Origin of the sequence: Bacillus sp. MD-5, from assembly GCF_002201875.1 — a bacterium.
GTDB lineage: Bacteria > Bacillota > Bacilli > Bacillales > Bacillaceae > Bacillus > Bacillus stercoris.
In genome coordinates this window covers 2,715,512-2,738,902 of record NZ_CP021911.1, presented here as the reverse complement: position 1 = coordinate 2,738,902, position 23,391 = coordinate 2,715,512, and the positions used below count along the sequence as shown (strand labels likewise).

The 23,391-nt window shown below is 44.2% G+C and carries 20 protein-coding genes and 1 pseudogene; 18 read left to right on the top strand and 3 right to left on the bottom strand.

Annotation, left to right across the window (positions count from 1 at the left end; all coding sequences use genetic code 11):
- The first annotated feature begins 53 nt into the window (after positions 1-53).
- The 5 genes from accD to CDO84_RS13825 all read left to right on the top strand — a co-directional run bounded on the left by accD (position 54) and on the right by CDO84_RS13825 (position 5,308).
- Complete coding sequence (accD, locus tag CDO84_RS13845) at positions 54-926, top strand: acetyl-CoA carboxylase, carboxyltransferase subunit beta (RefSeq protein ID WP_040082155.1); 873 nt, start codon at positions 54-56, stop codon at positions 924-926.
- Complete coding sequence (gene accA, locus CDO84_RS13840; RefSeq protein ID WP_014664949.1) at positions 911-1,888, top strand: acetyl-CoA carboxylase carboxyl transferase subunit alpha; 978 nt, start codon at positions 911-913, stop codon at positions 1,886-1,888. The genes accD and accA overlap by 16 nt, the downstream gene beginning before the upstream one ends.
- Before the next feature lie 183 nt (positions 1,889-2,071).
- The gene (gene pfkA, locus CDO84_RS13835; RefSeq protein ID WP_003229420.1) at positions 2,072-3,031 is read left to right on the top strand and encodes a 6-phosphofructokinase; all 960 of its coding nucleotides are present in this window, start codon (positions 2,072-2,074) and stop codon (positions 3,029-3,031) included.
- A gap of 42 nt (positions 3,032-3,073) precedes the next feature.
- Positions 3,074-4,831: a pyruvate kinase gene (gene pyk / locus CDO84_RS13830; protein WP_040082156.1), complete on the top strand. Its 1,758-nt coding sequence runs from the start codon at positions 3,074-3,076 to the stop codon at positions 4,829-4,831.
- 93 nt (positions 4,832-4,924) lie between these two features.
- The gene (locus CDO84_RS13825; protein ID WP_014664946.1) at positions 4,925-5,308 is read left to right on the top strand and encodes an FxsA family protein; all 384 of its coding nucleotides are present in this window, start codon (positions 4,925-4,927) and stop codon (positions 5,306-5,308) included.
- A gap of 31 nt (positions 5,309-5,339) precedes the next feature.
- Here the strand turns inward: CDO84_RS13825 and ytvI are convergent, their stop codons facing one another.
- Positions 5,340-6,455 (bottom strand): sporulation integral membrane protein YtvI, encoded by a 1,116-nt coding sequence (gene ytvI / locus CDO84_RS13820; protein WP_040082157.1) that lies wholly within the window; start codon positions 6,453-6,455, stop codon positions 5,340-5,342.
- A 96-nt stretch (positions 6,456-6,551) separates the two neighbouring features.
- Between ytvI and CDO84_RS13815 the strand changes: the two genes are divergently transcribed.
- From CDO84_RS13815 to coaE, 10 genes and pseudogenes are all read left to right on the top strand, one after another.
- Positions 6,552-7,016 (top strand): DUF441 domain-containing protein, encoded by a 465-nt coding sequence (locus CDO84_RS13815; RefSeq protein WP_004398695.1) that lies wholly within the window; start codon positions 6,552-6,554, stop codon positions 7,014-7,016.
- Between the two features lie 333 nt (positions 7,017-7,349).
- Positions 7,350-8,468 (top strand): citrate synthase, encoded by a 1,119-nt coding sequence (gene citZ, locus CDO84_RS13810; RefSeq protein ID WP_014664943.1) that lies wholly within the window; start codon positions 7,350-7,352, stop codon positions 8,466-8,468.
- A gap of 164 nt (positions 8,469-8,632) precedes the next feature.
- The gene (icd, locus tag CDO84_RS13805; RefSeq protein ID WP_003229433.1) at positions 8,633-9,904 is read left to right on the top strand and encodes an NADP-dependent isocitrate dehydrogenase; all 1,272 of its coding nucleotides are present in this window, start codon (positions 8,633-8,635) and stop codon (positions 9,902-9,904) included.
- Between the two features lie 43 nt (positions 9,905-9,947).
- Positions 9,948-10,886, top strand: coding sequence for a malate dehydrogenase (mdh, locus tag CDO84_RS13800; RefSeq protein WP_003237775.1), 939 nt, complete (start codon positions 9,948-9,950; stop codon positions 10,884-10,886).
- 211 nt (positions 10,887-11,097) lie between these two features.
- Positions 11,098-11,820: a two-component system response regulator PhoP gene (gene phoP, locus CDO84_RS13795; RefSeq protein ID WP_014664941.1), complete on the top strand. Its 723-nt coding sequence runs from the start codon at positions 11,098-11,100 to the stop codon at positions 11,818-11,820.
- A complete protein-coding gene (gene phoR, locus CDO84_RS13790; RefSeq protein ID WP_040082160.1) occupies positions 11,813-13,552 on the top strand; it encodes a sensory box histidine kinase PhoR in 1,740 nt (579 codons plus the stop codon). Before phoP ends, phoR begins: the two co-directional genes overlap by 8 nt.
- A gap of 242 nt (positions 13,553-13,794) precedes the next feature.
- Positions 13,795-16,437, top strand: coding sequence for a DNA polymerase I (gene polA / locus CDO84_RS13785; protein WP_014664939.1), 2,643 nt, complete (start codon positions 13,795-13,797; stop codon positions 16,435-16,437).
- Positions 16,438-16,459: 22 nt separating this feature from the next.
- The gene (mutM, locus tag CDO84_RS13780) at positions 16,460-17,287 is read left to right on the top strand and encodes a DNA-formamidopyrimidine glycosylase (protein WP_040082162.1); all 828 of its coding nucleotides are present in this window, start codon (positions 16,460-16,462) and stop codon (positions 17,285-17,287) included.
- 151 nt (positions 17,288-17,438) lie between these two features.
- Positions 17,439-18,089 (top strand): annotated as a pseudogene (ytaF, locus tag CDO84_RS13775) (sporulation membrane protein YtaF); the annotation flags it as partial.
- Between the two features lie 15 nt (positions 18,090-18,104).
- Positions 18,105-18,698: a dephospho-CoA kinase gene (gene coaE, locus CDO84_RS13770; RefSeq protein WP_040082163.1), complete on the top strand. Its 594-nt coding sequence runs from the start codon at positions 18,105-18,107 to the stop codon at positions 18,696-18,698.
- Positions 18,699-18,738: 40 nt separating this feature from the next.
- On the opposite strand, the gene ytbE is transcribed toward coaE, so the two are convergent.
- Together ytbE and CDO84_RS13760 are read right to left on the bottom strand one after the other, a co-directional pair.
- The gene (gene ytbE, locus CDO84_RS13765) at positions 18,739-19,581 is read right to left on the bottom strand and encodes an aldo/keto reductase YtbE (protein WP_040082164.1); all 843 of its coding nucleotides are present in this window, start codon (positions 19,579-19,581) and stop codon (positions 18,739-18,741) included.
- Positions 19,582-19,604: 23 nt separating this feature from the next.
- Entirely contained in the window at positions 19,605-20,795 is a 1,191-nt protein-coding gene (locus tag CDO84_RS13760; protein ID WP_040082165.1) for an MFS transporter, read from the bottom strand.
- Positions 20,796-20,977: 182 nt separating this feature from the next.
- Here CDO84_RS13760 and CDO84_RS13755 point away from each other — a divergent pair, with 182 nt between their 5' ends.
- The 3 genes from CDO84_RS13755 to speD all read left to right on the top strand — a co-directional run bounded on the left by CDO84_RS13755 (position 20,978) and on the right by speD (position 23,204).
- Positions 20,978-21,358 carry a winged helix-turn-helix transcriptional regulator gene (locus CDO84_RS13755; RefSeq protein ID WP_040082166.1) on the top strand — a complete coding sequence of 127 codons (381 nt, stop codon included), beginning with the start codon at positions 20,978-20,980 and terminating at the stop codon, positions 21,356-21,358.
- 204 nt (positions 21,359-21,562) lie between these two features.
- Positions 21,563-22,585, top strand: coding sequence for a glyceraldehyde-3-phosphate dehydrogenase (locus CDO84_RS13750; RefSeq protein WP_040082168.1), 1,023 nt, complete (start codon positions 21,563-21,565; stop codon positions 22,583-22,585).
- A 238-nt stretch (positions 22,586-22,823) separates the two neighbouring features.
- Positions 22,824-23,204 (top strand): adenosylmethionine decarboxylase, encoded by a 381-nt coding sequence (speD, locus tag CDO84_RS13745; protein WP_003223584.1) that lies wholly within the window; start codon positions 22,824-22,826, stop codon positions 23,202-23,204.
- Positions 23,205-23,391: the final 187 nt, after the last annotated feature.

Genomic DNA, 23,391 nt, shown 5'->3' with positions numbered 1-23,391 from the left:
TCTGTTTGATGACATGCGGTGAAGAGAACCCTTCACAAAAGGGAGGTAATCATTTGTTAAAGGATATATTCACGAAAAAGAAAAAGTATGCTTCCGTACCATCTGATCAAGCGAAGCACGATGTTCCGGAAGGCATTATGACAAAATGTCCTAAGTGTAAAAAAATCATGCTCACTAAAGAGTTGGATAAAAATATGCGGGTATGCATGAACTGCGATTATCATTTCCCAATGAACGCAAAACAGCGTATCGAAAGCTTGATGGATGAACAATCCTTTGAGGAATTCAACCAGGGAATGCTGTCGGAAAATCCGCTTGGTTTCCCGGGATATCTGGAAAAGCTTGAAAAAGATCGCGAGAAAACATCCTTAAACGAGGCTGTTGTGACAGGTAAGGGCACCATCGGAGGACACCCTGCTGTTGTCGCCGTCATGGATTCTTCATTCAGAATGGGCAGCATGGGTTCAGTCGTCGGTGAAAAAATCACGCTTGCGATTGAAAAAGCAAAAGCTGATAAAGTTCCGTTTATTATTTTTACGGCTTCAGGCGGCGCTAGAATGCAGGAAGGCATATTAAGTTTGATGCAGATGGCTAAGACAAGCTCTGCGTTAAAACTGTTCAGCGATGAACAGGGTCTTATCATTTCTGTGATGACGCATCCGACTACTGGAGGCGTATCAGCAAGCTTTGCATCTCTTGGCGATTACAATTTCGCTGAGCCTGGCGCGCTGATCGGTTTTGCCGGAAGACGGATTATTGAACAGACAATAGGAGAAAAACTGCCTGAGGACTTTCAAACGGCTGAATTTTTATTAAAACATGGACAGCTTGATGCGGTTATTCATCGTGACGATATGAAAAAAACGTTAGAAAATCTGCTGGATATGCATCAAACAGGAGGTGACATTGAGTGGCTCCAAGATTAGAATTTGAAAAACCGGTGATCGAACTGCAAAACAAAATCACCGAACTAAAAAAATTCACCCAAGATTCCGATATGGATCTAAGTGCGGAAATTGAACGGCTGGAAGACCGTCTCGCTAAGCTTCAGGATGATATTTACAAAAATCTGAAACCATGGGACCGGGTCCAAATCGCACGTCTGGCTGACCGTCCGACAACGCTTGATTATATCGAACACCTGTTTACTGACTTTTTTGAATGTCATGGAGACAGAGCATACGGTGACGATGAAGCCATTGTCGGCGGGATTGCGAAGTTCCACGGCCTTCCTGTAACGGTAATCGGGCATCAGCGTGGGAAAGATACGAAGGAGAACCTTGTCCGCAATTTTGGGATGCCGCATCCTGAAGGCTACAGAAAAGCGCTGCGTCTGATGAAACAGGCTGACAAATTTAACAGACCGATTATCTGTTTTATTGATACGAAGGGGGCATACCCTGGACGAGCAGCGGAAGAAAGAGGACAAAGCGAAGCCATTGCCAAAAACCTGTTTGAGATGGCCGGCCTCCGAGTACCTGTTATCTGCATCGTCATTGGTGAAGGCGGAAGCGGCGGAGCCCTTGGTCTGGGTGTAGGCAACCACTTGCATATGCTGGAAAACTCTACTTATTCTGTTATTTCTCCAGAAGGTGCCGCGGCACTTTTATGGAAGGACTCCAGTCTTGCTAAAAAAGCAGCAGAAACCATGAAAATCACTGCGCCGGATTTAAAAGAATTAGGTATTATAGATCATATGATTAAAGAAGTAAAAGGCGGAGCGCATCACGATGTAAAGCTGCAGGCAAGTTATATGGACGAAACCCTTAAACAATCGTTAAAAACTTTGTTGAAGCTGAGCGAAGAAGAATTAATTCAGCAGCGCTATGAAAAATATAAAGCGATTGGCAAAGTCTCGGTTGAAGATCAATATATCGGGGTAAACTAAATAAACGTGAAGCCTTTGGCTCACGTTTATTTTTTGTGACATTCCTTAAATTTTATTTAAAAACGATTTATTTAATTGTATAATAGGTAAGGTTTCATAGGGAGGATGGAGATCCCTTTTCATTGTTTTTAGGGCAATGATCATGTTATGTTTAATCATATATGTTGCTGAGGTGAATGGAGAATGAAACGTATAGGGGTATTAACGAGCGGCGGGGATTCCCCGGGAATGAACGCAGCAGTTCGCGCAGTAGTCAGAAAAGCGATTTATCATGACGTTGAAGTTTACGGTATTTACAACGGATACGCGGGATTAATCAGCGGAAAGATTGAAAAGCTTGAACTCGGATCAGTAGGCGATATTATACATCGCGGAGGCACAAAGCTTTATACGGCAAGATGTCCTGAATTCAAAACAGTTGAAGGCCGTGAAAAAGGGATAGCAAACTTGAAGAAGCTTGGTATTGAAGGCCTTGTTGTTATCGGCGGAGACGGTTCCTATATGGGTGCGAAAAAATTAACGGAACACGGGTTTCCATGTGTAGGTGTACCGGGTACAATTGATAATGACATTCCGGGCACGGATTTTACCATCGGTTTCGATACAGCTTTAAATACAGTAATTGACGCAATTGATAAGATTCGAGATACAGCGACTTCTCATGAACGTACATATGTGATCGAAGTAATGGGCCGTCATGCCGGCGATATCGCATTGTGGGCCGGTCTTGCAGGGGGCGCGGAATCGATCTTAATCCCTGAGGCAGACTATGACATGCACGAAATCATTGCCCGCTTAAAACGCGGCCACGAACGCGGCAAGAAGCACAGCATTATCATTGTTGCCGAAGGTGTAGGCAGCGGGGTTGAATTCGGGAAACGCATTGAAGAAGAAACAAATCTTGAAACTAGGGTATCTGTATTGGGCCATATCCAGCGCGGAGGTTCTCCGAGTGCTGCTGACCGTGTGTTGGCAAGCCGTCTCGGCGCATATGCAGTTGAACTGCTGCTTGAAGGAAAAGGCGGACGCTGTGTAGGTATACAAAACAATAAGCTTGTAGACCATGATATTATAGAAATATTGGAGACAAAACACACAGTTGAGCAAAACATGTATCAGCTTTCAAAAGAACTGTCTATCTAATGTGCAGCTGAAGGCTGAAGATTTCAGAAGGAAGTGAACCAAATGAGAAAAACGAAAATTGTTTGTACCATCGGTCCAGCAAGTGAAAGTATTGAAATGCTTACGAAATTAATGGAGTCAGGAATGAACGTGGCTCGATTAAACTTTTCTCACGGAGATTTTGAGGAGCACGGTGCAAGAATTAAAAATATCCGTGAAGCAAGCAAAAAACTTGGCAAGAACGTTGGAATTCTGCTTGATACAAAAGGTCCTGAGATCCGCACACATACAATGGAAAATGGTGGCATTGAGCTTGAAACAGGCAAAGAGCTTATCATTTCAATGGACGAGGTTGTAGGAACAACAGATAAAATTTCAGTGACATATGAAGGTTTAGTCGATGACGTTGCACAAGGTTCAACGATTCTGTTAGATGACGGCCTTATCGGTCTTGAGGTACTTGATGTAGATGCCGCTAAACGCGAAATCAAAACAAAAGTATTAAACAACGGAACACTGAAAAATAAAAAAGGTGTTAACGTACCGGGCGTAAGTGTCAATCTTCCGGGTATTACTGAGAAGGATGCGCGAGACATCGTTTTCGGTATTGAGCAAGGAGTAGACTTCATCGCGCCATCTTTCATTCGACGTTCCACGGACGTGCTTGAAATCCGTGAGCTTCTTGAAGAGCACAACGCTCAGGATATTCAAATCATCCCTAAAATCGAAAACCAAGAGGGCGTTGACAACATCGATGCGATTCTCGAAGTGTCTGACGGCTTAATGGTTGCGCGCGGAGACTTAGGCGTGGAAATTCCAGCTGAAGAAGTGCCGCTTGTGCAAAAAGAACTGATCAAAAAATGCAACGCGTTGGGCAAACCTGTTATCACAGCGACACAAATGCTTGACAGCATGCAGCGCAACCCGCGTCCGACTCGTGCGGAAGCAAGTGACGTTGCAAACGCGATCTTCGACGGCACAGATGCGATCATGCTTTCTGGTGAAACAGCTGCCGGAAGCTATCCGGTTGAAGCCGTTCAAACCATGCATAACATCGCGTCCCGTTCTGAAGAAGCTTTGAATTATAAAGAAATTCTCTCAAAACGCAGAGACCAAGTAGGCATGACAATTACAGACGCAATTGGACAATCTGTCGCGCATACGGCGATTAACCTGAGCGCTGCTGCGATCGTAACGCCGACAGAAAGCGGCCATACAGCACGCATGATTGCAAAATACCGTCCGCAGGCACCGATTGTTGCGGTTACTGTAAATGACTCTATTTCCAGAAAGCTTGCCCTCGTATCTGGCGTATTCGCGGAAAGCGGCCAAAATGCAAGCTCAACAGATGAGATGCTTGAGGATGCTGTCCAAAAATCATTGAACAGCGGAATTGTAAAACACGGTGACCTTATCGTCATTACGGCAGGTTCTGTCGGTGAGTCTGGCACTACAAACCTAATGAAAGTTTATACTGTCGGCGATATCATCGCTAAAGGCCAAGGCATTGGACGCAAATCAGCTTACGGTACGGTTGTCGTTGCTCAAAATGCAAAAGAAGCTGAGCAAAAAATGACTGACGGTGCGGTACTTGTTACCAAAAGCACTGACCGTGATATGATTGCATCTCTTGAAAAAGCGTCTGCTCTTATTACAGAAGAAGGCGGCTTGACAAGCCATGCTGCGGTAGTCGGATTGAGCCTCGGCATTCCGGTTATCGTTGGTCTTGAAAATGCGACATCTATTTTGACAGAAGGACAGGATATTACCGTTGACGCTTCCAGAGGCGCAGTCTACCAAGGCCGTGCGAGCGTTCTTTAATCACAGGTGAAAACGGAAGGGGAATCCCTTCCTTTTCTCTTTATCTTGCCTTATGTTGAACAGAGGCGTGTTACACGTGTGGGGGGCTTGGATATGAGATTTTTATTTTTGCTTTTTATTGTGTTTCCGGCAATAGAAATCGGCATATTCCTCTTTTCAGGCAAGCTGATTGGCATTTTGCCGACAGTTCTTTTAATGATTCTGACAGGCATTATCGGAGCAGCAGCTGCAAAAAAACAAGGAACCGAAGTGTATTATAAGGTTCAGCGTGATCTTCAATATGGCAAAATGCCGGGAGAAGCGATTGCTGACGGCCTATGCATTTTCATTGGCGGCCTATTGTTGATGCTTCCGGGCTTTTTATCAGATTTGGCCGGCGCCTGTCTTCTTATCCCGTTTACCCGCGGCTGGTGTAAGCCAATTCTGTTCAAATGGCTGAGAGGAATGTCAAAGAATAAGCGGATCATCATCAAATAAAAACGGCAGCCATGTAACATGGGCTGCTGTTTTATTTTTGCTGAACGGTGATATAGGACCATACTTCCTTTAATGCGCCTGTCGTAATGAAAGCTTGGATAATGACGAGAACAGCCGGCCCGGCAATCAGTCCTAAAAACCCGAATAATTTAAAGCCGGCAAACAGGGCGATGAGCGTTGCCAGCGGATCGATCCCGATAGATTTACTGAGTATTTTAGGTTCTGTCAGCTGCCGCTGAACAAGAACGACGAGATACAGTATGCCGATTCCGATCGCTTGGGGCAGCTGGCCTGTAATCGATAAATACAAAATCCACGGCACAAATACGGAGCCCGCACCCAAGTAAGGGAGAAGATCAACAAGCCCGATTAAAAAAGCGATTGTTGCGGCATGTTCAACCTGTAAGAGAGAAAGGCCGATAAACACAATCACCATCGTGATGAAAACGAGGACGGCTTGTGCTTTGATAAAACCAGTCATTGCTTTTTTTAATTCGCTGCTGATCGCTTTACTATTAGCTGTCACACGATCCGGCAGAAGCAAAATAAGCATGGCTTTCAGCTTATGCCAATCCTTTGTCATAAAAAATGTTGCCAGAAGAGAAAAAATCAGAACCGCCGCCGTATTGGGAAGAAGCGCGAAAAACCTCGGGATCATTTCTAGAATGTGGGACAGCAGCAGCCCGGCATTTTTAGCGGCTGAATCACCGAGTGTCTGGATGTGGGTGACGATGGAAGCCTGCTGGTTCGTTTCCAATTCTTGAAACAAAAGAGTTAACTCGTTATAGAGCGGCTGAATATGAGTTGTAAACAATTTTTCGCAATAGGAAATAAACGTGCTGATATGCGGAGGCAGCGTTTTTGCTAGATAGGCTGTACCCGTTACGATTTCGGCTACCAGAATGGTGAGAACGCCGAAGGCTGCGAGCAGAAAAAAAGCAAGCACGCCCAGAACATTTATCGTTCGGGGGAATCCTGTCACTTTGTCCAAATAATCGACAACAGGATGAATCACTGATGAAAGAATAAGGGCGATCAGGAACGGATAAGTTAACGGAAACGAATAATAGGCCGCAGCTATCGACCCTGCGGTAATTGATATGACAAAGAGGGTTCTGAAAAAAATAGTAATATAAGATTGATTCACGAAAACGGTCCTCCTCTCGTCAGCATGTCCTATTTTTTATATGTATTCACGCTGCGGCTGAATATGAATACATTCACCTTAAAGGAGGGATGGCATGTGTTTACACAAGCGAATTTATTTTTAATTTTACTCTTGGCCATCGCACTTATCGCAAAAAACCAATCATTGCTTTTTGCTGTATCCGTCCTTTTGATCATCAAAATCGTTGGACTTGATCAGAAATTATTTCCGACCATCCAGTCAAAAGGCATTAACTGGGGTGTGACCATTATTACCATCGCCGTTCTTGTCCCGATTGCCACGGGAGAAATCGGATTTAAGCAGCTTGGAGAGGCAATGCGGTCTTCCTACGCATGGATCGCCTTGGGAGCGGGAATCGCAGTGGCGCTGATTGCCAAAAACGGCCTGACTCTGCTGGAAAATGACCCGCATATTACAACTGCCCTTGTGATCGGGACCATTCTCGCAGTCGCGCTTTTTGGCGGAGTAGCAGTGGGCCCGCTGATCGGAGCGGGGATTGCTTATTTAGCCATGCAGATCGTAAAACTGTTCACTTCATGAAAAAAGCGGCCTTAAAGCCGCTTTTTTTCGTATGCAAAAACCCGCAAATAAAGGCGTTTTTTCGGGGAAATCACAGAATGAAAAAAAAAATTATAGGTAAACATTTAACAAATGTCTGATTATTGTTTATAATGAGAATAGGCTTAAACTTAAATAAGCTTATAAGAATTTGTTATGTTCTTTCATAAGCAAAGGGTTTTAGTACTAGCAGCCAGTAAAATGTAAGCATTTTCTTTTTGGGGGAGAGAAATACTTGCATCGTGCTTTTTAAGTAAGCCTCATGTTTTTACAACACTCTTAAAGGGGAAATTTATTGAAAAGGAGATGTTATATATGACAGCGACACGCGGTCTTGAAGGGGTTGTAGCAACAACATCATCTGTTAGTTCTATTATTGACGATACCCTTACATATGTGGGGTATGATATCGATGATTTGACAGAGAATGCAAGTTTTGAAGAAATCATCTACTTGCTTTGGCATCTAAGGCTGCCAAACAAAAAAGAGCTTGAAGAGTTAAAGCAGCAGCTTGCAAAGGAAGCTGCCGTTCCGCAAGAAATTATTGAGCACTTCAAATCTTATTCCCTCGAAAATGTTCATCCCATGGCTGCTCTTAGGACAGCAATTTCATTATTAGGCCTGCTTGACAGCGAGGCTGATACCATGAACCCGGAAGCCAACTACAGAAAGGCGATCCGCCTTCAGGCAAAGGTGCCTGGCCTGGTTGCAGCGTTTTCCAGAATTCGCAAGGGTCTTGAGCCTGTAGAACCGAGAGAAGATTACGGTATTGCGGAGAATTTTCTTTACACATTAAACGGTGAAGAGCCTTCACCAATTGAGGTTGAGGCCTTCAACAAAGCATTGATTTTACATGCTGACCACGAGCTGAACGCGTCAACGTTCACAGCGAGGGTCTGCGTCGCGACACTTTCCGATATCTATTCAGGCATTACTGCAGCAATCGGTGCGCTTAAAGGGCCTCTGCACGGCGGGGCGAATGAAGGCGTTATGAAAATGCTGACAGAAATCGGTGAAGTGGAAAACGCTGAGCCGTACATCCGCGCTAAACTTGAAAAGAAAGAAAAAATCATGGGATTCGGCCACCGAGTGTATAAGCATGGTGATCCGCGCGCGAAGCATCTGAAAGAAATGAGCAAGCGCCTGACCAACCTGACGGGTGAAAGCAAATGGTATGAGATGTCGATTCGTATAGAAGACATCGTTACATCAGAGAAAAAGCTTCCGCCTAACGTTGATTTCTATTCGGCTTCTGTATATCACAGTCTCGGCATTGACCATGATTTGTTTACACCGATTTTTGCTATAAGCAGAATGTCCGGGTGGCTCGCCCATATTCTTGAGCAGTATGACAACAACCGTCTAATCCGCCCGCGGGCAGATTACACAGGCCCTGACAAACAAAAATTCGTTCCGATTGAAGAAAGAGCCTAAAGAACCATTGGAGGCTGGCTTGCGTCAATGAGGTTAGCCTCTTGTTCAGAACATCAAATTTGAGTTACACTTTAAATTGAATGTTGAGAAAAATCATTTTGTTTTCTATATAAGAAAAATAAAATGTTTTCTAAATATGAATTACATACTGGGAGGTTTTTATTGTGGCACAAGGTGAAAAAATTACAGTCTCTAACGGAGTATTAAACGTACCAAACAACCCGATTATCCCGTTTATCGAAGGAGACGGAACCGGTCCTGATATTTGGAACGCGGCTTCGAAGGTTTTGGAAGCAGCAGTAGAAAAAGCATACAAAGGCGAAAAGAAAATTACATGGAAAGAAGTTTATGCCGGAGAAAAGGCTTATAATAAAACAGGTGAGTGGCTCCCTGCTGAAACATTAGATGTGATCCGCGAATATTTTATCGCGATTAAAGGCCCGTTAACGACACCTGTCGGCGGCGGTATCCGTTCTTTGAACGTAGCACTCAGACAAGAGCTTGACCTGTTCGTCTGCTTAAGACCTGTAAGATACTTTACTGGAGTGCCGTCACCGGTAAAACGACCTGAAGATACTGATATGGTCATCTTCCGTGAAAATACAGAAGATATTTACGCAGGCATCGAGTATGCAAAAGGCTCAGAAGAAGTACAAAAGCTTATCAGCTTCCTTCAAAATGAGTTAAACGTCAACAAAATCCGTTTCCCTGAGACATCAGGCATTGGCATTAAGCCTGTTTCCGAGGAAGGAACAAGCCGTTTAGTCAGAGCTGCCATTGATTATGCAATCGAGCATGGCCGCAAATCCGTAACGCTTGTTCATAAAGGAAATATCATGAAGTTCACTGAAGGCGCCTTCAAAAACTGGGGCTATGAACTTGCTGAAAAAGAGTACGGAGATAAAGTCTTCACATGGGCTCAATATGACCGCATTGCTGAAGAACAAGGAAAAGACGCTGCCAACAAAGCGCAAAGCGAAGCGGAAGCAGCAGGAAAAATCATTATCAAAGACAGCATTGCTGACATTTTCCTTCAGCAGATCTTAACGCGTCCAAACGAGTTTGATGTCGTTGCGACAATGAACTTGAACGGAGATTACATTTCTGATGCCCTTGCTGCGCAAGTCGGCGGAATCGGCATTGCTCCTGGAGCGAACATCAACTATGAAACAGGACATGCGATTTTCGAGGCGACGCACGGAACGGCTCCTAAATATGCAGGCCTTGATAAAGTAAATCCATCTTCAGTTATTCTTTCAGGCGTTCTGCTTCTTGAGCATTTAGGATGGAACGAAGCGGCTGATTTGGTTATCAAATCTATGGAAAAAACAATCGCTTCTAAAGTCGTAACTTACGATTTTGCCAGATTAATGGATGGCGCGACTGAAGTGAAATGTTCAGAGTTCGGAGAAGAACTGATCAAAAACATGGACTAAGCAAGGAAAAAGCCTAAAACTAGCCATAAAGGAGAAGAGAGACATGGGAAATACTCGTAAAAAAGTTTCTGTTATCGGAGCAGGTTTTACCGGAGCTACAACTGCATTTTTAATCGCTCAAAAAGAGCTGGCAGACGTTGTTCTTGTTGACATTCCGCAATTGGAGAACCCGACAAAGGGAAAAGCGCTTGATATGCTTGAAGCAAGCCCGGTTCAAGGCTTTGACGCAAAAATTACGGGAACATCCAATTACGAGGATACAGCTGGCTCTGACATTGTTGTCATTACAGCCGGTATCGCAAGAAAACCTGGTATGAGCAGGGATGATCTGGTCTCTACAAACGAAAAGATTATGAGAAGCGTTACACGGGAAATCGTGAAATATTCTCCTGACTCTATTATTGTGGTGCTGACAAATCCTGTTGATGCAATGACATACGCGGTGTACAAAGAATCCGGCTTCCCTAAAGAGCGTGTAATCGGCCAGTCCGGTGTGCTTGATACGGCGAGATTCAGAACATTTGTGGCAGAGGAATTAAACCTGTCAGTGAAAGATGTGACTGGTTTCGTACTCGGCGGACACGGTGACGATATGGTGCCGCTTGTGCGTTATTCTTATGCCGGCGGTATCCCGCTAGAAACTCTCATTCCGAAAGAACGGATTGACGCAATTGTGGAGCGCACTAGAAAAGGCGGAGGCGAAATCGTGAATCTTCTTGGAAACGGAAGCGCGTATTATGCGCCTGCGGCTTCTCTGACAGAAATGGTCGAAGCGATCTTGAAAGATCAACGCCGCGTCCTTCCTACAATTGCTTATCTTGAAGGGGAATACGGCTATGAAGGCATCTACCTTGGCGTTCCTACAATTGTAGGCGGCAACGGACTTGAACAAATCATTGAACTTGAACTGACAGACTATGAAAGAGCGCAGCTGAATAAATCAGTTGAATCTGTCAAAAATGTCATGAAAGTATTATCCTAATAAAAAGAGAGAAAGGCTTGCTTGATACAGCCTTTCTCTTTTTACTATATATGAAAGCGTTACCATTATCGTTTGTATTTCTTTTAAAAATGGTGTAAAAGGCGAATTGTCGGAATGTCCTGCTTTCGCTAAAATAAAATCATGAAACATGTTAAGATGACATAAAATAGAGAAATAGGATGTCGGGGAATTATAATACTGGAGGCACAGCATGAACAAGAAAATTTTAGTTGTGGATGATGAAGAATCTATTGTTACTCTTTTACAGTACAATTTGGAACGGTCAGGCTATGATGTTATTACCGCCTCGGATGGGGAAGAAGCACTCAAAAAAGCGGAAACAGAGAAACCTGATTTGATTGTGCTTGATGTGATGCTTCCAAAACTGGACGGAATCGAAGTATGCAAGCAGCTGAGACAGCAAAAACTGATGTTTCCCATTTTAATGCTGACAGCGAAGGATGAGGAATTCGATAAAGTATTAGGGCTTGAGCTTGGTGCTGACGATTATATGACCAAGCCGTTCAGTCCAAGGGAAGTAAATGCGAGAGTCAAAGCGATTTTAAGGCGTTCGGAAATGGCTGCGCCCTCTAGTGAAATGAAGAACGATGACATGGAAGGCCAGATCGTAATTGGCGATCTGAAAATCCTGCCTGATCATTATGAAGCGTACTTTAAAGAAAATCAGCTTGAACTGACACCGAAAGAATTCGAACTGCTGCTTTATTTAGGCAGACATAAAGGCAGAGTTCTGACAAGAGATCTGCTGCTGAGCGCAGTCTGGAATTATGATTTTGCCGGAGATACGAGAATAGTTGATGTGCATATCAGCCATCTTCGCGACAAAATTGAATATAATACCAAAAAACCGATCTATATTAAAACGATTAGGGGATTGGGGTATAAACTGGAGGAGCCAAAAATGAATGAATAAAAACCGTGTGCGCCTTTTTTCTGTATTCGTTGTCTGTTTGATTCTGGTGTTTTGTGTCCTCGGGCTGTTTTTACAGCAGCTCTTTGAAACATCTGGTCAAAGGAAAGCAGAGGAACACATTGAAAAAGAAGCAAAATACATGGCTTCGCTACTTGATGCCGGCAATCTAAATGATCGAGCAAACGAGAAAATCATTAAAGATGCAGGCGATGCGCTTCATGTGAGTGCAGCCGTTATTGATACAGACGGCAAGGTGCTGTATGGGTCAAACGGGAGAGCGGCAGATTCCCAAAAGGTGCAGGCGCTTGTTTCTGGCCATGAGGGGATTCTTTCAACAGCAGATAACAAGCTTTATTACGGACTTTCACTTAGAAGCGAAGGTGAAAAAACAGGATATGTGCTGCTTTCCGCCTCTGAAAAAAGCGACGGCTTGAAAGGCGAATTGTGGGGAATGCTGACGGCCAGTCTTTGTACCGCATTTATCGTCATTGTTTATTTTTATTCCAGCATGACCTCACGTTATAAAAAGTCAATAGAAGCAGCGACAAATGTAGCCACAGAACTTTCTAAGGGGAACTATGATGCACGGACGTACGGCGGCTATATCAGGCGCTCTGATAAGCTTGGACGTGCGATGAACAGCCTTGCCATTGATCTGATGGAAATGACCCGAACACAGGAAATGCAGCGGGATCGGCTGCTGACAGTCATTGAAAACATTGGCTCCGGACTGATTATGATCGACGGAAGAGGCTTTATTAATCTTGTAAACAGGTCTTACGCCAAGCAGTTTCATATCAATCCGAATCAGATGCTGCGCCGTCTTTATCACGATGCATTTGAACATGAAGAAGTGATCCAGCTAGTCGAAGATATTTTTATGACGGAGACAAAGAAATGCAAGCTGTTAAGACTTCCGATCAAAATAGAACGGCGTTATTTTGAAGTGGACGGCGTTCCGATTATGGGGCCGGACGATGAATGGAAAGGAATTGTGCTCGTTTTCCATGACATGACAGAAACGAAGAAATTAGAGCAGATGAGGAAGGATTTTGTGGCCAATGTTTCTCATGAGCTGAAAACGCCGATTACGTCTATAAAAGGGTTTACGGAGACGTTATTGGATGGGGCGATGGAGGACAAAGAGGCGCTTTCTGAATTTCTCTCTATTATTCTTAAGGAAAGCGAAAGACTTCAGTCTTTGGTTCAGGATTTGCTCGATCTCTCAAAAATCGAGCAGCAAAATTTCACGCTCAGTATCGATACGTTTGAGCCGGCCAAAATGCTTGGTGAGATTGAAACGCTTCTGAAGCATAAGGCGGATGAGAAAGGCATCTCCCTGCAACTGAATATTCCGAAAGACCCTCAATATGTGTCAGGTGATCCGTACAGGCTGAAACAGGTATTTCTTAATCTCGTAAACAATGCGTTAACCTACACGCCTGAGGGAGGCTCAGTGGCTATCAATGTAAAGCCCAGAGAAAAAGACATTCAGATTGAGGTCGCCGATTCCGGAATCGGAATTCAAAAAGAAGAAATTCCGCGCATTTTTGAACGCTTTTACCGCGTAGATAAAGACAGAAGCAGGAATTCGGGGGGGACCGGGCTGGGCCTTGCGATTGTGAAGCATTTAATAGAGGCTCATGAAGGGAAAATTGATGTCACAAGCGAGCCTGGACGGGGAACTGTCTTTACCGTGACGCTGAAACGGGCCGCTGAAAAGTCCGCCTAATGTTTACAAAGGTTTAACAATATCTTCATGCACTGTTAAACCTATGCTGGTAGGATGTAGTAGAACCCCTTCATCCAAGGAGCCAATTTTGACGGCGGGAACCTATTTGTGTTCCCGTCCTTTTTTGCGTCTTCTCTTAAAGTTCACGTATTTTCCTTTCAAATTGAACTTTGTTAAAATAAGAGGAGCTAATGACTATGTAAGAGATGAATGGAAGCTGAGGCTTCTTAGGAGGAAATTGAATGACGGAACGAAAAAAATTAGTGCTTGTAGACGGAAACAGTCTGGCTTACCGGGCGTTTTTTGCATTGCCACTGTTAAGCAATGACAAAGGTGTTCATACAAATGCTGTATACGGCTTTGCGATGATTTTGATGAAAATGCTTGAGGATGAAAAACCGACGCATATGCTGGTTGCGTTCGATGCTGGGAAAACAACATTTCGTCACGGCACATTTAAAGAATATAAAGGCGGCAGACAGAAAACCCCGCCTGAGCTATCCGAACAAATGCCGTTTATCCGCGAGCTGCTTGATGCCTATCAGATCAGCCGCTATGAACTGGACCAATATGAAGCGGATGATATTATCGGTACACTGGCCAAATCGGCTGAAAAAGACGGGTTTGAAGTAAAGGTTTTCTCAGGAGATAAGGATTTAACTCAGCTGGCAACGGACAACACGACAGTTGCCATTACGAGAAAGGGAATTACTGATGTTGAATTTTACACACCGGAGCATGTCAAGGAGAAATACGGGCTTACGCCTGAACAAATCATTGACATGAAGGGTCTGATGGGCGATTCCTCAGATAATATCCCGGGTGTGCCCGGCGTCGGAGAAAAAACTGCGATTAAGCTTTTAAAACAATTTGATTCCGTTGAAAAGCTGCTGGAGTCCATTGACGAGGTGAGCGGAAAGAAATTGAAGGAAAAGCTTGAGGAATTTAAAGATCAGGCATTGATGAGCAAGGAGCTTGCGACGATTATGACGGATGCTCCGATTGAGGTATCTGTTTCCGGCCTGGAATATCAAGGCTTTAACCGTGAACAGGTCATTGCCATCTTTAAAGATCTTGGCTTCAACACGCTTCTTGAACGGCTTGGGGAAGACAGTGCAGAAGCGGAGCAGGATCAGTCGTTAGAAGACATTAATGTCGAAATCGTTACAGACGTAACCAGCGGCATATTGGTTTCTCCATCCGCATTTGTCGTTGAACAGATTGGCGATAATTATCATGAAGAGCCGATTCTCGGATTTTCGATCGTAAATGAAACGGGAGCTTATTTCATTCCGAAAGACATTGCCGTTGAGTCTGAGGTGTTTAAAGAATGGGTGGAAAATGACGAGCAGAAGAAATGGGTCTTCGACAGCAAGCGGGCTGTTGTTGCCTTGCGCTGGCAGGGCATTGAGCTAAAGGGTGCCGAGTTTGATACGCTCCTTGCGGCCTATATCATCAACCCGGGCAATTCATATGACGACGTGGCGAGTGTGGCCAAGGATTATGGCCTGCATATCGTTTCGAGCGATGAATCAGTTTACGGCAAAGGGGCAAAACGGGCAGTGCCGTCAGAAGACGTACTGTCTGAGCACCTTGGCCGAAAAGCGTTAGCGATTCAAAGCCTTCGGGAAAAGCTCGTTCAGGAGCTGGAAAACAATGATCAGCTTGAGCTGTTTGAAGAGCTTGAAATGCCTCTTGCGCTTATTCTCGGAGAAATGGAATCAACTGGCGTCAAGGTCGATGTTGACCGTTTAAAACGGATGGGTGAAGAACTGGGTGCGAAGCTGAAGGAATATGAAGAAAAAATCCATGAGATCGCGGGAGAGCCGTTTAACATCAATTCTCCGAAACAGCTCGGCGTCATCTTGTTTGAAAAAATTGGCCTTCCTGTCGTAAAGAAAACGAAAACAGGTTATTCTACGTCTGCCGATGTGCTTGAAAAGCTGGCTGACAAGCATGATATTGTCGACTATATTTTGCAGTACAGACAAATTGGCAAGCTCCAATCAACATATATCGAAGGGCTTTTAAAGGTGACGAGACCTGATTCGCATAAAGTGCACACGCGCTTTAATCAGGCCTTAACGCAAACTGGCCGTCTCAGCTCGACTGATCCGAATCTGCAAAACATTCCGATCAGGCTTGAGGAAGGACGGAAAATTCGCCAAGCTTTTGTGCCGTCTGAAAAAGACTGGCTCATTTTTGCAGCCGATTATTCACAAATCGAGCTACGGGTGCTTGCCCATATTTCAAAGGATGAAAATCTTATCGAAGCTTTTACAAACGATATGGATATTCATACGAAAACGGCAATGGATGTGTTCCATGTTGCTGAGGATGAAGTAACATCTGCGATGAGGCGCCAGGCGAAAGCGGTGAACTTTGGCATTGTTTACGGCATCAGTGATTACGGTCTGTCACAGAACCTCGGCATCACCAGGAAGGAAGCTGGTGCATTTATCGACCGCTATCTGGAAAGCTTCCAAGGCGTAAAAGCGTACATGGAAGATTCAGTTCAGGACGCGAAGCAAAAAGGGTACGTAACAACACTTATGCATCGACGCCGCTACATTCCTGAGCTGACGAGCCGAAACTTTAATATTCGCAGTTTTGCGGAGCGGACGGCCATGAATACACCGATTCAAGGAAGCGCCGCTGATATCATCAAAAAAGCTATGATTGACATGGCTGCCAAGCTGAAAGAAAAACAGCTGAAAGCGAGGCTGCTGCTTCAAGTACACGATGAATTGATTTTTGAAGCGCCACAGGAAGAAATTGAAATTCTTGAAAAGCTTGTTCCTGAAGTAATGGAGCATGCGCTTGCATTAGATGTGCCGTTAAAGGTGGACTTTGCATCAGGCCCATCTTGGTACGATGCGAAATAAACAGAGATAGGAAGTGATGGATGTGCCGGAATTACCAGAGGTTGAGACGGTCCGGCGCACTCTGACCGGGCTTGTAAAGGGAAAAACAATCAAATCGGTAGAGATCAGATGGCCGAATATCATCAAACGGCCTGCCGAACCGGAGGAATTTGCGCGAAATCTAGCAGGAGAAACGATACAGTCTATCGGAAGACGGGGAAAGTTTTTGCTGTTCCATTTAGATCATTATGTCATGGTTTCCCACCTGCGAATGGAAGGGAAATACGGGCTTCATCAAGCGGAGGAGCCAGACGATAAACATGTGCATGTCATATTTACGATGACGGATGGAACCCAGCTCCGTTACAGAGATGTTCGGAAGTTTGGAACCATGCACTTATTTAAACCGGGAGAAGAGGCGGGCGAGCTCCCGCTTTCTCAGTTAGGTCCGGAGCCGGATGCAGAAGAATTTACGAGTGCATATTTAAAAGAACGGCTTGCCAAAACAAACCGTGCTGTCAAAACTGCCCTGCTGGATCAAAAAACGGTCGTCGGACTAGGGAACATTTATGTGGACGAGGCTCTTTTCAGAGCGGGTGTCCATCCTGAGACAAAAGCAAATCAATTATCAGATCAGACAATCAAAACCCTTCACGCTGAAATCAAAAATACCCTGCAGGAAGCGATTGATGCAGGCGGCAGCACAGTCCGCTCGTATATCAACTCCCAAGGGGAAATCGGAATGTTCCAGCTGCAGCATTTTGTGTACGGAAAAAAAGACAAGCCATGCAAAAATTGCGGAACGATGATTTCGAAAATTGTCGTCGGAGGCAGAGGCACGCATTTTTGCGCAAAGTGCCAGAAAAAATAGCAGCATAAAGCTTCATCGTCCAAGCTGTCGGTGCATATATCAGTAACTCTGTAATAGAGGATGCCATTTTTGAAACACGGATTTTTCACTTTCCCATATATATGATTGTGATGAATCCCGGGCATTTCACATCTGATACAAGAGCACCAACAGAAAGGAAGAAACGGATATGCAAATGGTTTCTATACTGCTGCTGGCGTTGGCTGTCAGCTTGGACAGTTTTTCAGTCGGATTTACGTACGGATTGAGAAAAATGAAAATACCGTTTAAAGCGATTTTGGTTATCGCCTGCTGTTCCGGTGCTGTCATGTTTATCTCCATGCTGATCGGAAGCTTTCTCACAAAGTTTTTTCCTGTATATGTGACGGAGAAGCTTGGCGGTTTGATATTGGTCGGAATTGGTGCGTGGGTTCTGTATCAATTTTTCAAACCTGCGAAAGACAAAGAATACCTATTGCATGAAAAAACGCTGCTTAATTTAGAGGTTCGGTCATTAGGGATTGTGATTCATATTTTGAGAAAACCGATGAGTGCGGATATCGACAAATCGGGTGTGATCAATGGAATTGAGGCGGTATTATTGGGATTTGCCTTATCGATTGATGCCTTTGGGGCAGGTATAGGCGCAGCCATTCTCGGTTTTTCACCGATTGTGATGAGCATCGCCGTGGCAATCATGAGCTCACTGTTTGTATCAATCGGAATCAATGCCGGCCATTTTTTGTCTAAGTGGAAATGGATCGATAAAATGGCGTTTTTGCCAGGGCTTCTGCTGATCACGATTGGGCTCTGGAAATTGTAAAAAGGAGTGGATCTCTTGACCTTAGTCATTGGTTTAACGGGAGGAATAGCTAGCGGCAAAAGCACGGTAGCCAATATGCTGATTGAAAAAGGAATAACAGTTATAGATGCAGATATCATTGCAAAACAAGCGGTAGAAAAAGGGATGCCGGCCTACCGGCAAATCATTGACGAATTCGGTGAAGACATCCTGCTCTCAAATGGCGATATAGATCGAAAAAAGCTTGGGGCGATGGTATTTACAAATGAACAAAAGCGTCTCGCCTTAAATGCAATTGTTCATCCCGCAGTCAGGCAGGAAATGCTCAAGCGCCGTGATGAGGCCATTGCAAATCGGGAGGCATTTGTTGTATTGGATATCCCGCTTTTGTTCGAAAGCAAATTGGAATCATTGGTTGATAAAATTATTGTGGTCAGTGTGACAAAAGAGCTCCAACTGGAACGTCTGATGAAGCGCAATCAGCTGACGGAAGAAGAAGCAGTCAGCCGTATCCGCTCTCAAATGCCCCTAGAGGAAAAGACAGCAAGAGCAGATCAAGTCATCGATAACAGCGGAACGCTCGAAGAGACCAAAAGGCAGCTTGATGACATCATCAACAGCTGGGCATAATACAAAAAACACCGTTCAATATGAACGGTGTTTTTTGCCATTAAAAATCAAAGTTGTCCGGATCAGGGCCGACGCGCAAATCTTCATTCAGGGCATCGATTCGGTTCATGTCATCCTGTGTTAATTCAAAGTCAAAGACACTTGCATTTTCTTTAATGCGGTGTTCCTTCGTTGATTTTGGAATCGTGATGATGCCATGCTGCAGATCCCAGCGCAAAATAATTTGCGCGACAGATTTGTTATATGCTTGAGCGATGTCAGCCAATACAGGGTGATCCAGCAGCTGCCCCTGCATCAAAGGTGACCAAGCCTCCATCTGGATGTCCTGATTTTGGCAGTAACTTATCAATTCTTTTTGTGTGAGGCGCGGGTGAAATTCCACTTGGTTAATCATAGGCTTAATTTCAGCTGCCGTCATCAGATCTTCAAGATGGTGAATTTGGAAGTTGCTTACGCCGATTGCTTTGATACGGCCTTCTTTATACAACGTTTCAAGCGCTCTCCAAGCATCTTTATACTTTCCTTCTACAGGCCAGTGGATGAGGTATAGATCTAAATAATCCAGACCGAGTTTTGACAGGCTTGTTTCAAATGCGGCGAGTGTTTCCTCGTAGCCTAAATCAGCATTCCATACTTTCGATGTAATAAACAGATCCTCTCTTGAAATGCCTGCTTCTTCAATGCCCTGCCGAATCCCTTCTCCGACTCCAGCTTCATTTCCATAGATAGCTGCAGTATCAATACTGCGGTACCCGTGGGCAATGGCAGTTTTAACTGCGTTTATCAGTTCAGATCCTTCCTCCACTTGGAAGACGCCGAGGCCGAACCAAGGCATTTTTACCCCATTATGAAGTGTTGCTGTTGCTTGTAAATGTGTTGTCATGTTTATTTCCTCCTTTAAAATTGTCAGGCTTCCTGCCGATCCCGTTTTTCCATCAAGCGGCTCCAGCCTGTTAAAATAACTGCTCCGGCCACCATTAATCCGCCTATCCAAGTGGTATGAATCAATCCGATTGAATCGGTGATCACACCACCAAGGTATGAGCCAAGCGCGATCCCTGCATTAAAGGCAGCGATATTCATCGCGGATGCGACGTCAACTGCACTCGGGACAAAACGCTCAGCCAGCATGACGACATACACCTGAAGGCCGGGCACGTTCATAAAGGCCAGCAATCCCATACAGAGAATGGTGATGAGGCCTGCTGCTTGATATGAGGCCGTAAATGTCAGTACAAATAGAACGATTGCCTGTACGATAAACATATAGAATAAAGCGGCAATCGGATTTCGGTTAGACAGCTTTCCGCCAATCATATTTCCGATAGCGATAGCGATTCCATATCCGAGCAGAATCACTGCAACAGTTCCGGCTTTGAAGCCTGTTACTTCCTGAAGCAGGGGAGATAGATATGTGAATACAACGAATGTTCCTCCGTACCCAAGAGCTGTAATGACAAATAAAAGCAATAACCGGCCGTTTGTCACAAGCTTCAATTGATCCCGCATCGTTGTTTTTGTCCCTTTTCGTAATTTGGACGGTACAAGAATGCCATTTGTAATAAAAGCAATGATTCCGACGGCGATAATGACCATAAAGGCAAAACGCCAGCCGAACTGCTGGCCGATAAATGTGCCGAAAGGAACTCCGGTTACAGTTGCCACAGTAAGGCCGGTAAACATAATCGAAATCGCGCTGGCCCTTTTATTCTCCGGGACAATATCCGCTGCGATTGTCGAACCAATTGACATAAACACACCGTGTGAAAATGCCGATATCACACGGGCTGCTAATAAAATCCCGATGCTTGAAGCGGTTGCTGCCATCGTATTACCGGCAATAAAAATAAACATGATCCAAAGCAATAGTGTCTTACGAGACATGCTTGAGGTCAATGAAGTTAATATAGGTGCTCCAAATGTAACGCCGAGTGCATAAAGGGAAACAGTCAATCCCGCTGTTGTGACTGGAATATGCAGGTCATCAGCAATGAGCGGCAAAAGGCCGACACTGATAAATTCGGTTGTCCCTATCGCGAATGCACTTACGGCCAAAGCCAGGAGTGCAGGAATACTGCTTTTATTGGCTGAAGTCATGATGTTCCTCCTTTGTATGTGTGTTGTATGATTGAAATTCTGCTGAGTAAGCTATATAAATAAAAAAGAGCAGATTCAAATCAGCCGGCAAATGTGATTATGAAACATATCGTTAGGAAAGAAAAGTACGTACTTTTAAGTGCTATAGTCACTTTTTGGTGCCTGTAAGGAGAATGGATTGTATGGAGAAGAAAAAATATAACATTTCTGTTGAAGCGACTCTTGAAGTGATTGGCGGGAAGTGGAAATGCGTGATTTTATGCCATCTGACGCACGGAAAAAAACGCACGAGTGAATTAAAGCGCCTGATGCCCAACATCACGCAAAAGATGCTGACCCAGCAGCTGCGTGAGCTGGAAGCGGACGGTGTCATTAACCGGATCGTTTATAATCAGGTTCCTCCAAAAGTGGAATACGAGCTCAGCGAATACGGGCGCAGCTTAGAAGGGATTTTAGATATGCTGTGTGCTTGGGGAGCGAATCATATTAACAGAGTGTACGGAGATACTTTTTCTGTGTTAGAAGAAAGTGTGCTCAATGATAAGTTGAAACAGGAATTATAAAGCATAAGGGCAGTCAGTGCAGAGCGCTGGCTGCTTTTTGGCTTTACGCCTGATATTTTGTGCAAGAAAATATATGATGTATCATAAATTAGCGTTATAATCGTTGATTTTTATCAATATGTACTGGCGAATTTATTTTAATGTGTTATACTAATTTTAGATAGTAACATATTAGGATGGCATAATTGATAAGGGGTGTCCAACATGAAGGTAAAAGTAGCGATCAACGGGTTTGGAAGAATCGGAAGAATGGTTTTCAGAAAAGCGATGTTAGACGATCAAATTCAAATAGTGGCCATTAACGCCAGCTATTCCGCAGAAACGCTGGCTCATTTAATAAAGTATGACACAATTCACGGCAGATACGATAAAGAGGTTGTGGCTGGTGAAGACAGCCTGATCGTAAATGGAAAGAAAGTGCTTTTGTTAAACAGCCGTGATCCAAAACAGCTGCCTTGGCGGGAATATGATATTGACATAGTCGTCGAAGCAACAGGGAAGTTTAATTCAAAAGATAAAGCGATGGGCCATATAGAAGCGGGCGCAAAAAAAGTCATTTTGACTGCGCCGGGAAAAAATGAAGACGTTACCATTGTGATGGGGGTAAATGAAGACCAATTCGACGCTGAGCGCCATGTGATTATTTCAAATGCGTCATGCACGACAAACTGTCTTGCGCCTGTTGTAAAAGTGCTGGATGAAGAGTTTGGCATTGAGAGCGGGCTGATGACTACAGTTCATGCGTATACGAATGACCAAAAAAATATTGATAACCCGCACAAAGATTTGCGCCGGGCGCGGGCTTGCGGTGAATCCATCATTCCGACGACAACAGGAGCGGCAAAGGCGCTTTCACTTGTGCTGCCGCATCTGAAAGGAAAGCTTCACGGCCTCGCCTTGCGTGTCCCTGTTCCGAACGTCTCATTGGTTGATCTCGTAGTTGATTTGAAAACGGATGTTACGGCTGAAGACGTAAACGAGGCATTTAAACGCGCTGCCAAAACGTCGATGTACGGTGTACTTGATTATTCAGATGAACCGCTTGTATCGACTGATTATAATACAAATCCGCATTCGGCGGTCATTGACGGGCTTACAACAATGGTAATGGAAGACAGGAAAGTAAAGGTGCTGGCGTGGTATGACAACGAATGGGGCTACTCCTGCAGAGTTGTTGATTTGATCCGCCATGTAGCGGCACGAATGAAACATCCGTCTGCTGTATAAAATAAGGTCATGGACACATTTTAAAGAAAAAACCCTTAACAGCATATTTCTAAAAAAACGCACCTTGCAAATTAGACTTAAACACAGTATACTATTTTTCGTGAACTTCTTGCTTGAGACTGTTTCGGAATTACTTAAAGGGTTAGGACCTCTCCGGACTAACTTTCCCCCGTGGTAAATGGCCGACCCAGTTGTTGGAATTTCACTTTTTAATTCTTGTTAAGGGGGGTCCATGACTATGGAAACAATGGGGCGTCACGTTATCTCCGAGCTATGGGGATGCGATTTTGATAAGCTGAATGACATGGATTTTATTGAAAAAACGTTTGTAAATGCTGCTCTAAAATCAGGTGCTGAGGTGCGCGAGGTTGCATTTCACAAATTTGCACCGCAAGGCGTAAGCGGAGTTGTGATTATTTCTGAATCACACTTAACGATTCACAGTTTTCCTGAGCACGGATATGCGAGCATTGATGTTTATACTTGTGGAGACTTAGATCCTAATGTTGCTGCTGATTACATCGCAGAAGCATTACATGCTGATACAAGAGAAAACATTGAAATACCGAGAGGAATGGGGCCTGTGCAAATTAAACAGGCGCAAGCAAAAGTACTATAAAGTAAATGCGAACACAAAGGGAGCTGAAGCTAGAAGGCCATTATGCGCTTTTTAGCTTATGCTCCTTTTATTTTTTATAAAGAAACGAGAGTGTCAGCTTTTTCTTTTTTCATTTTTTTTGTAAAATAAGAAGGAGATTTTCACAAACCACCTAATGCCATAGAAACAAATTTAACAACGGCTCTCC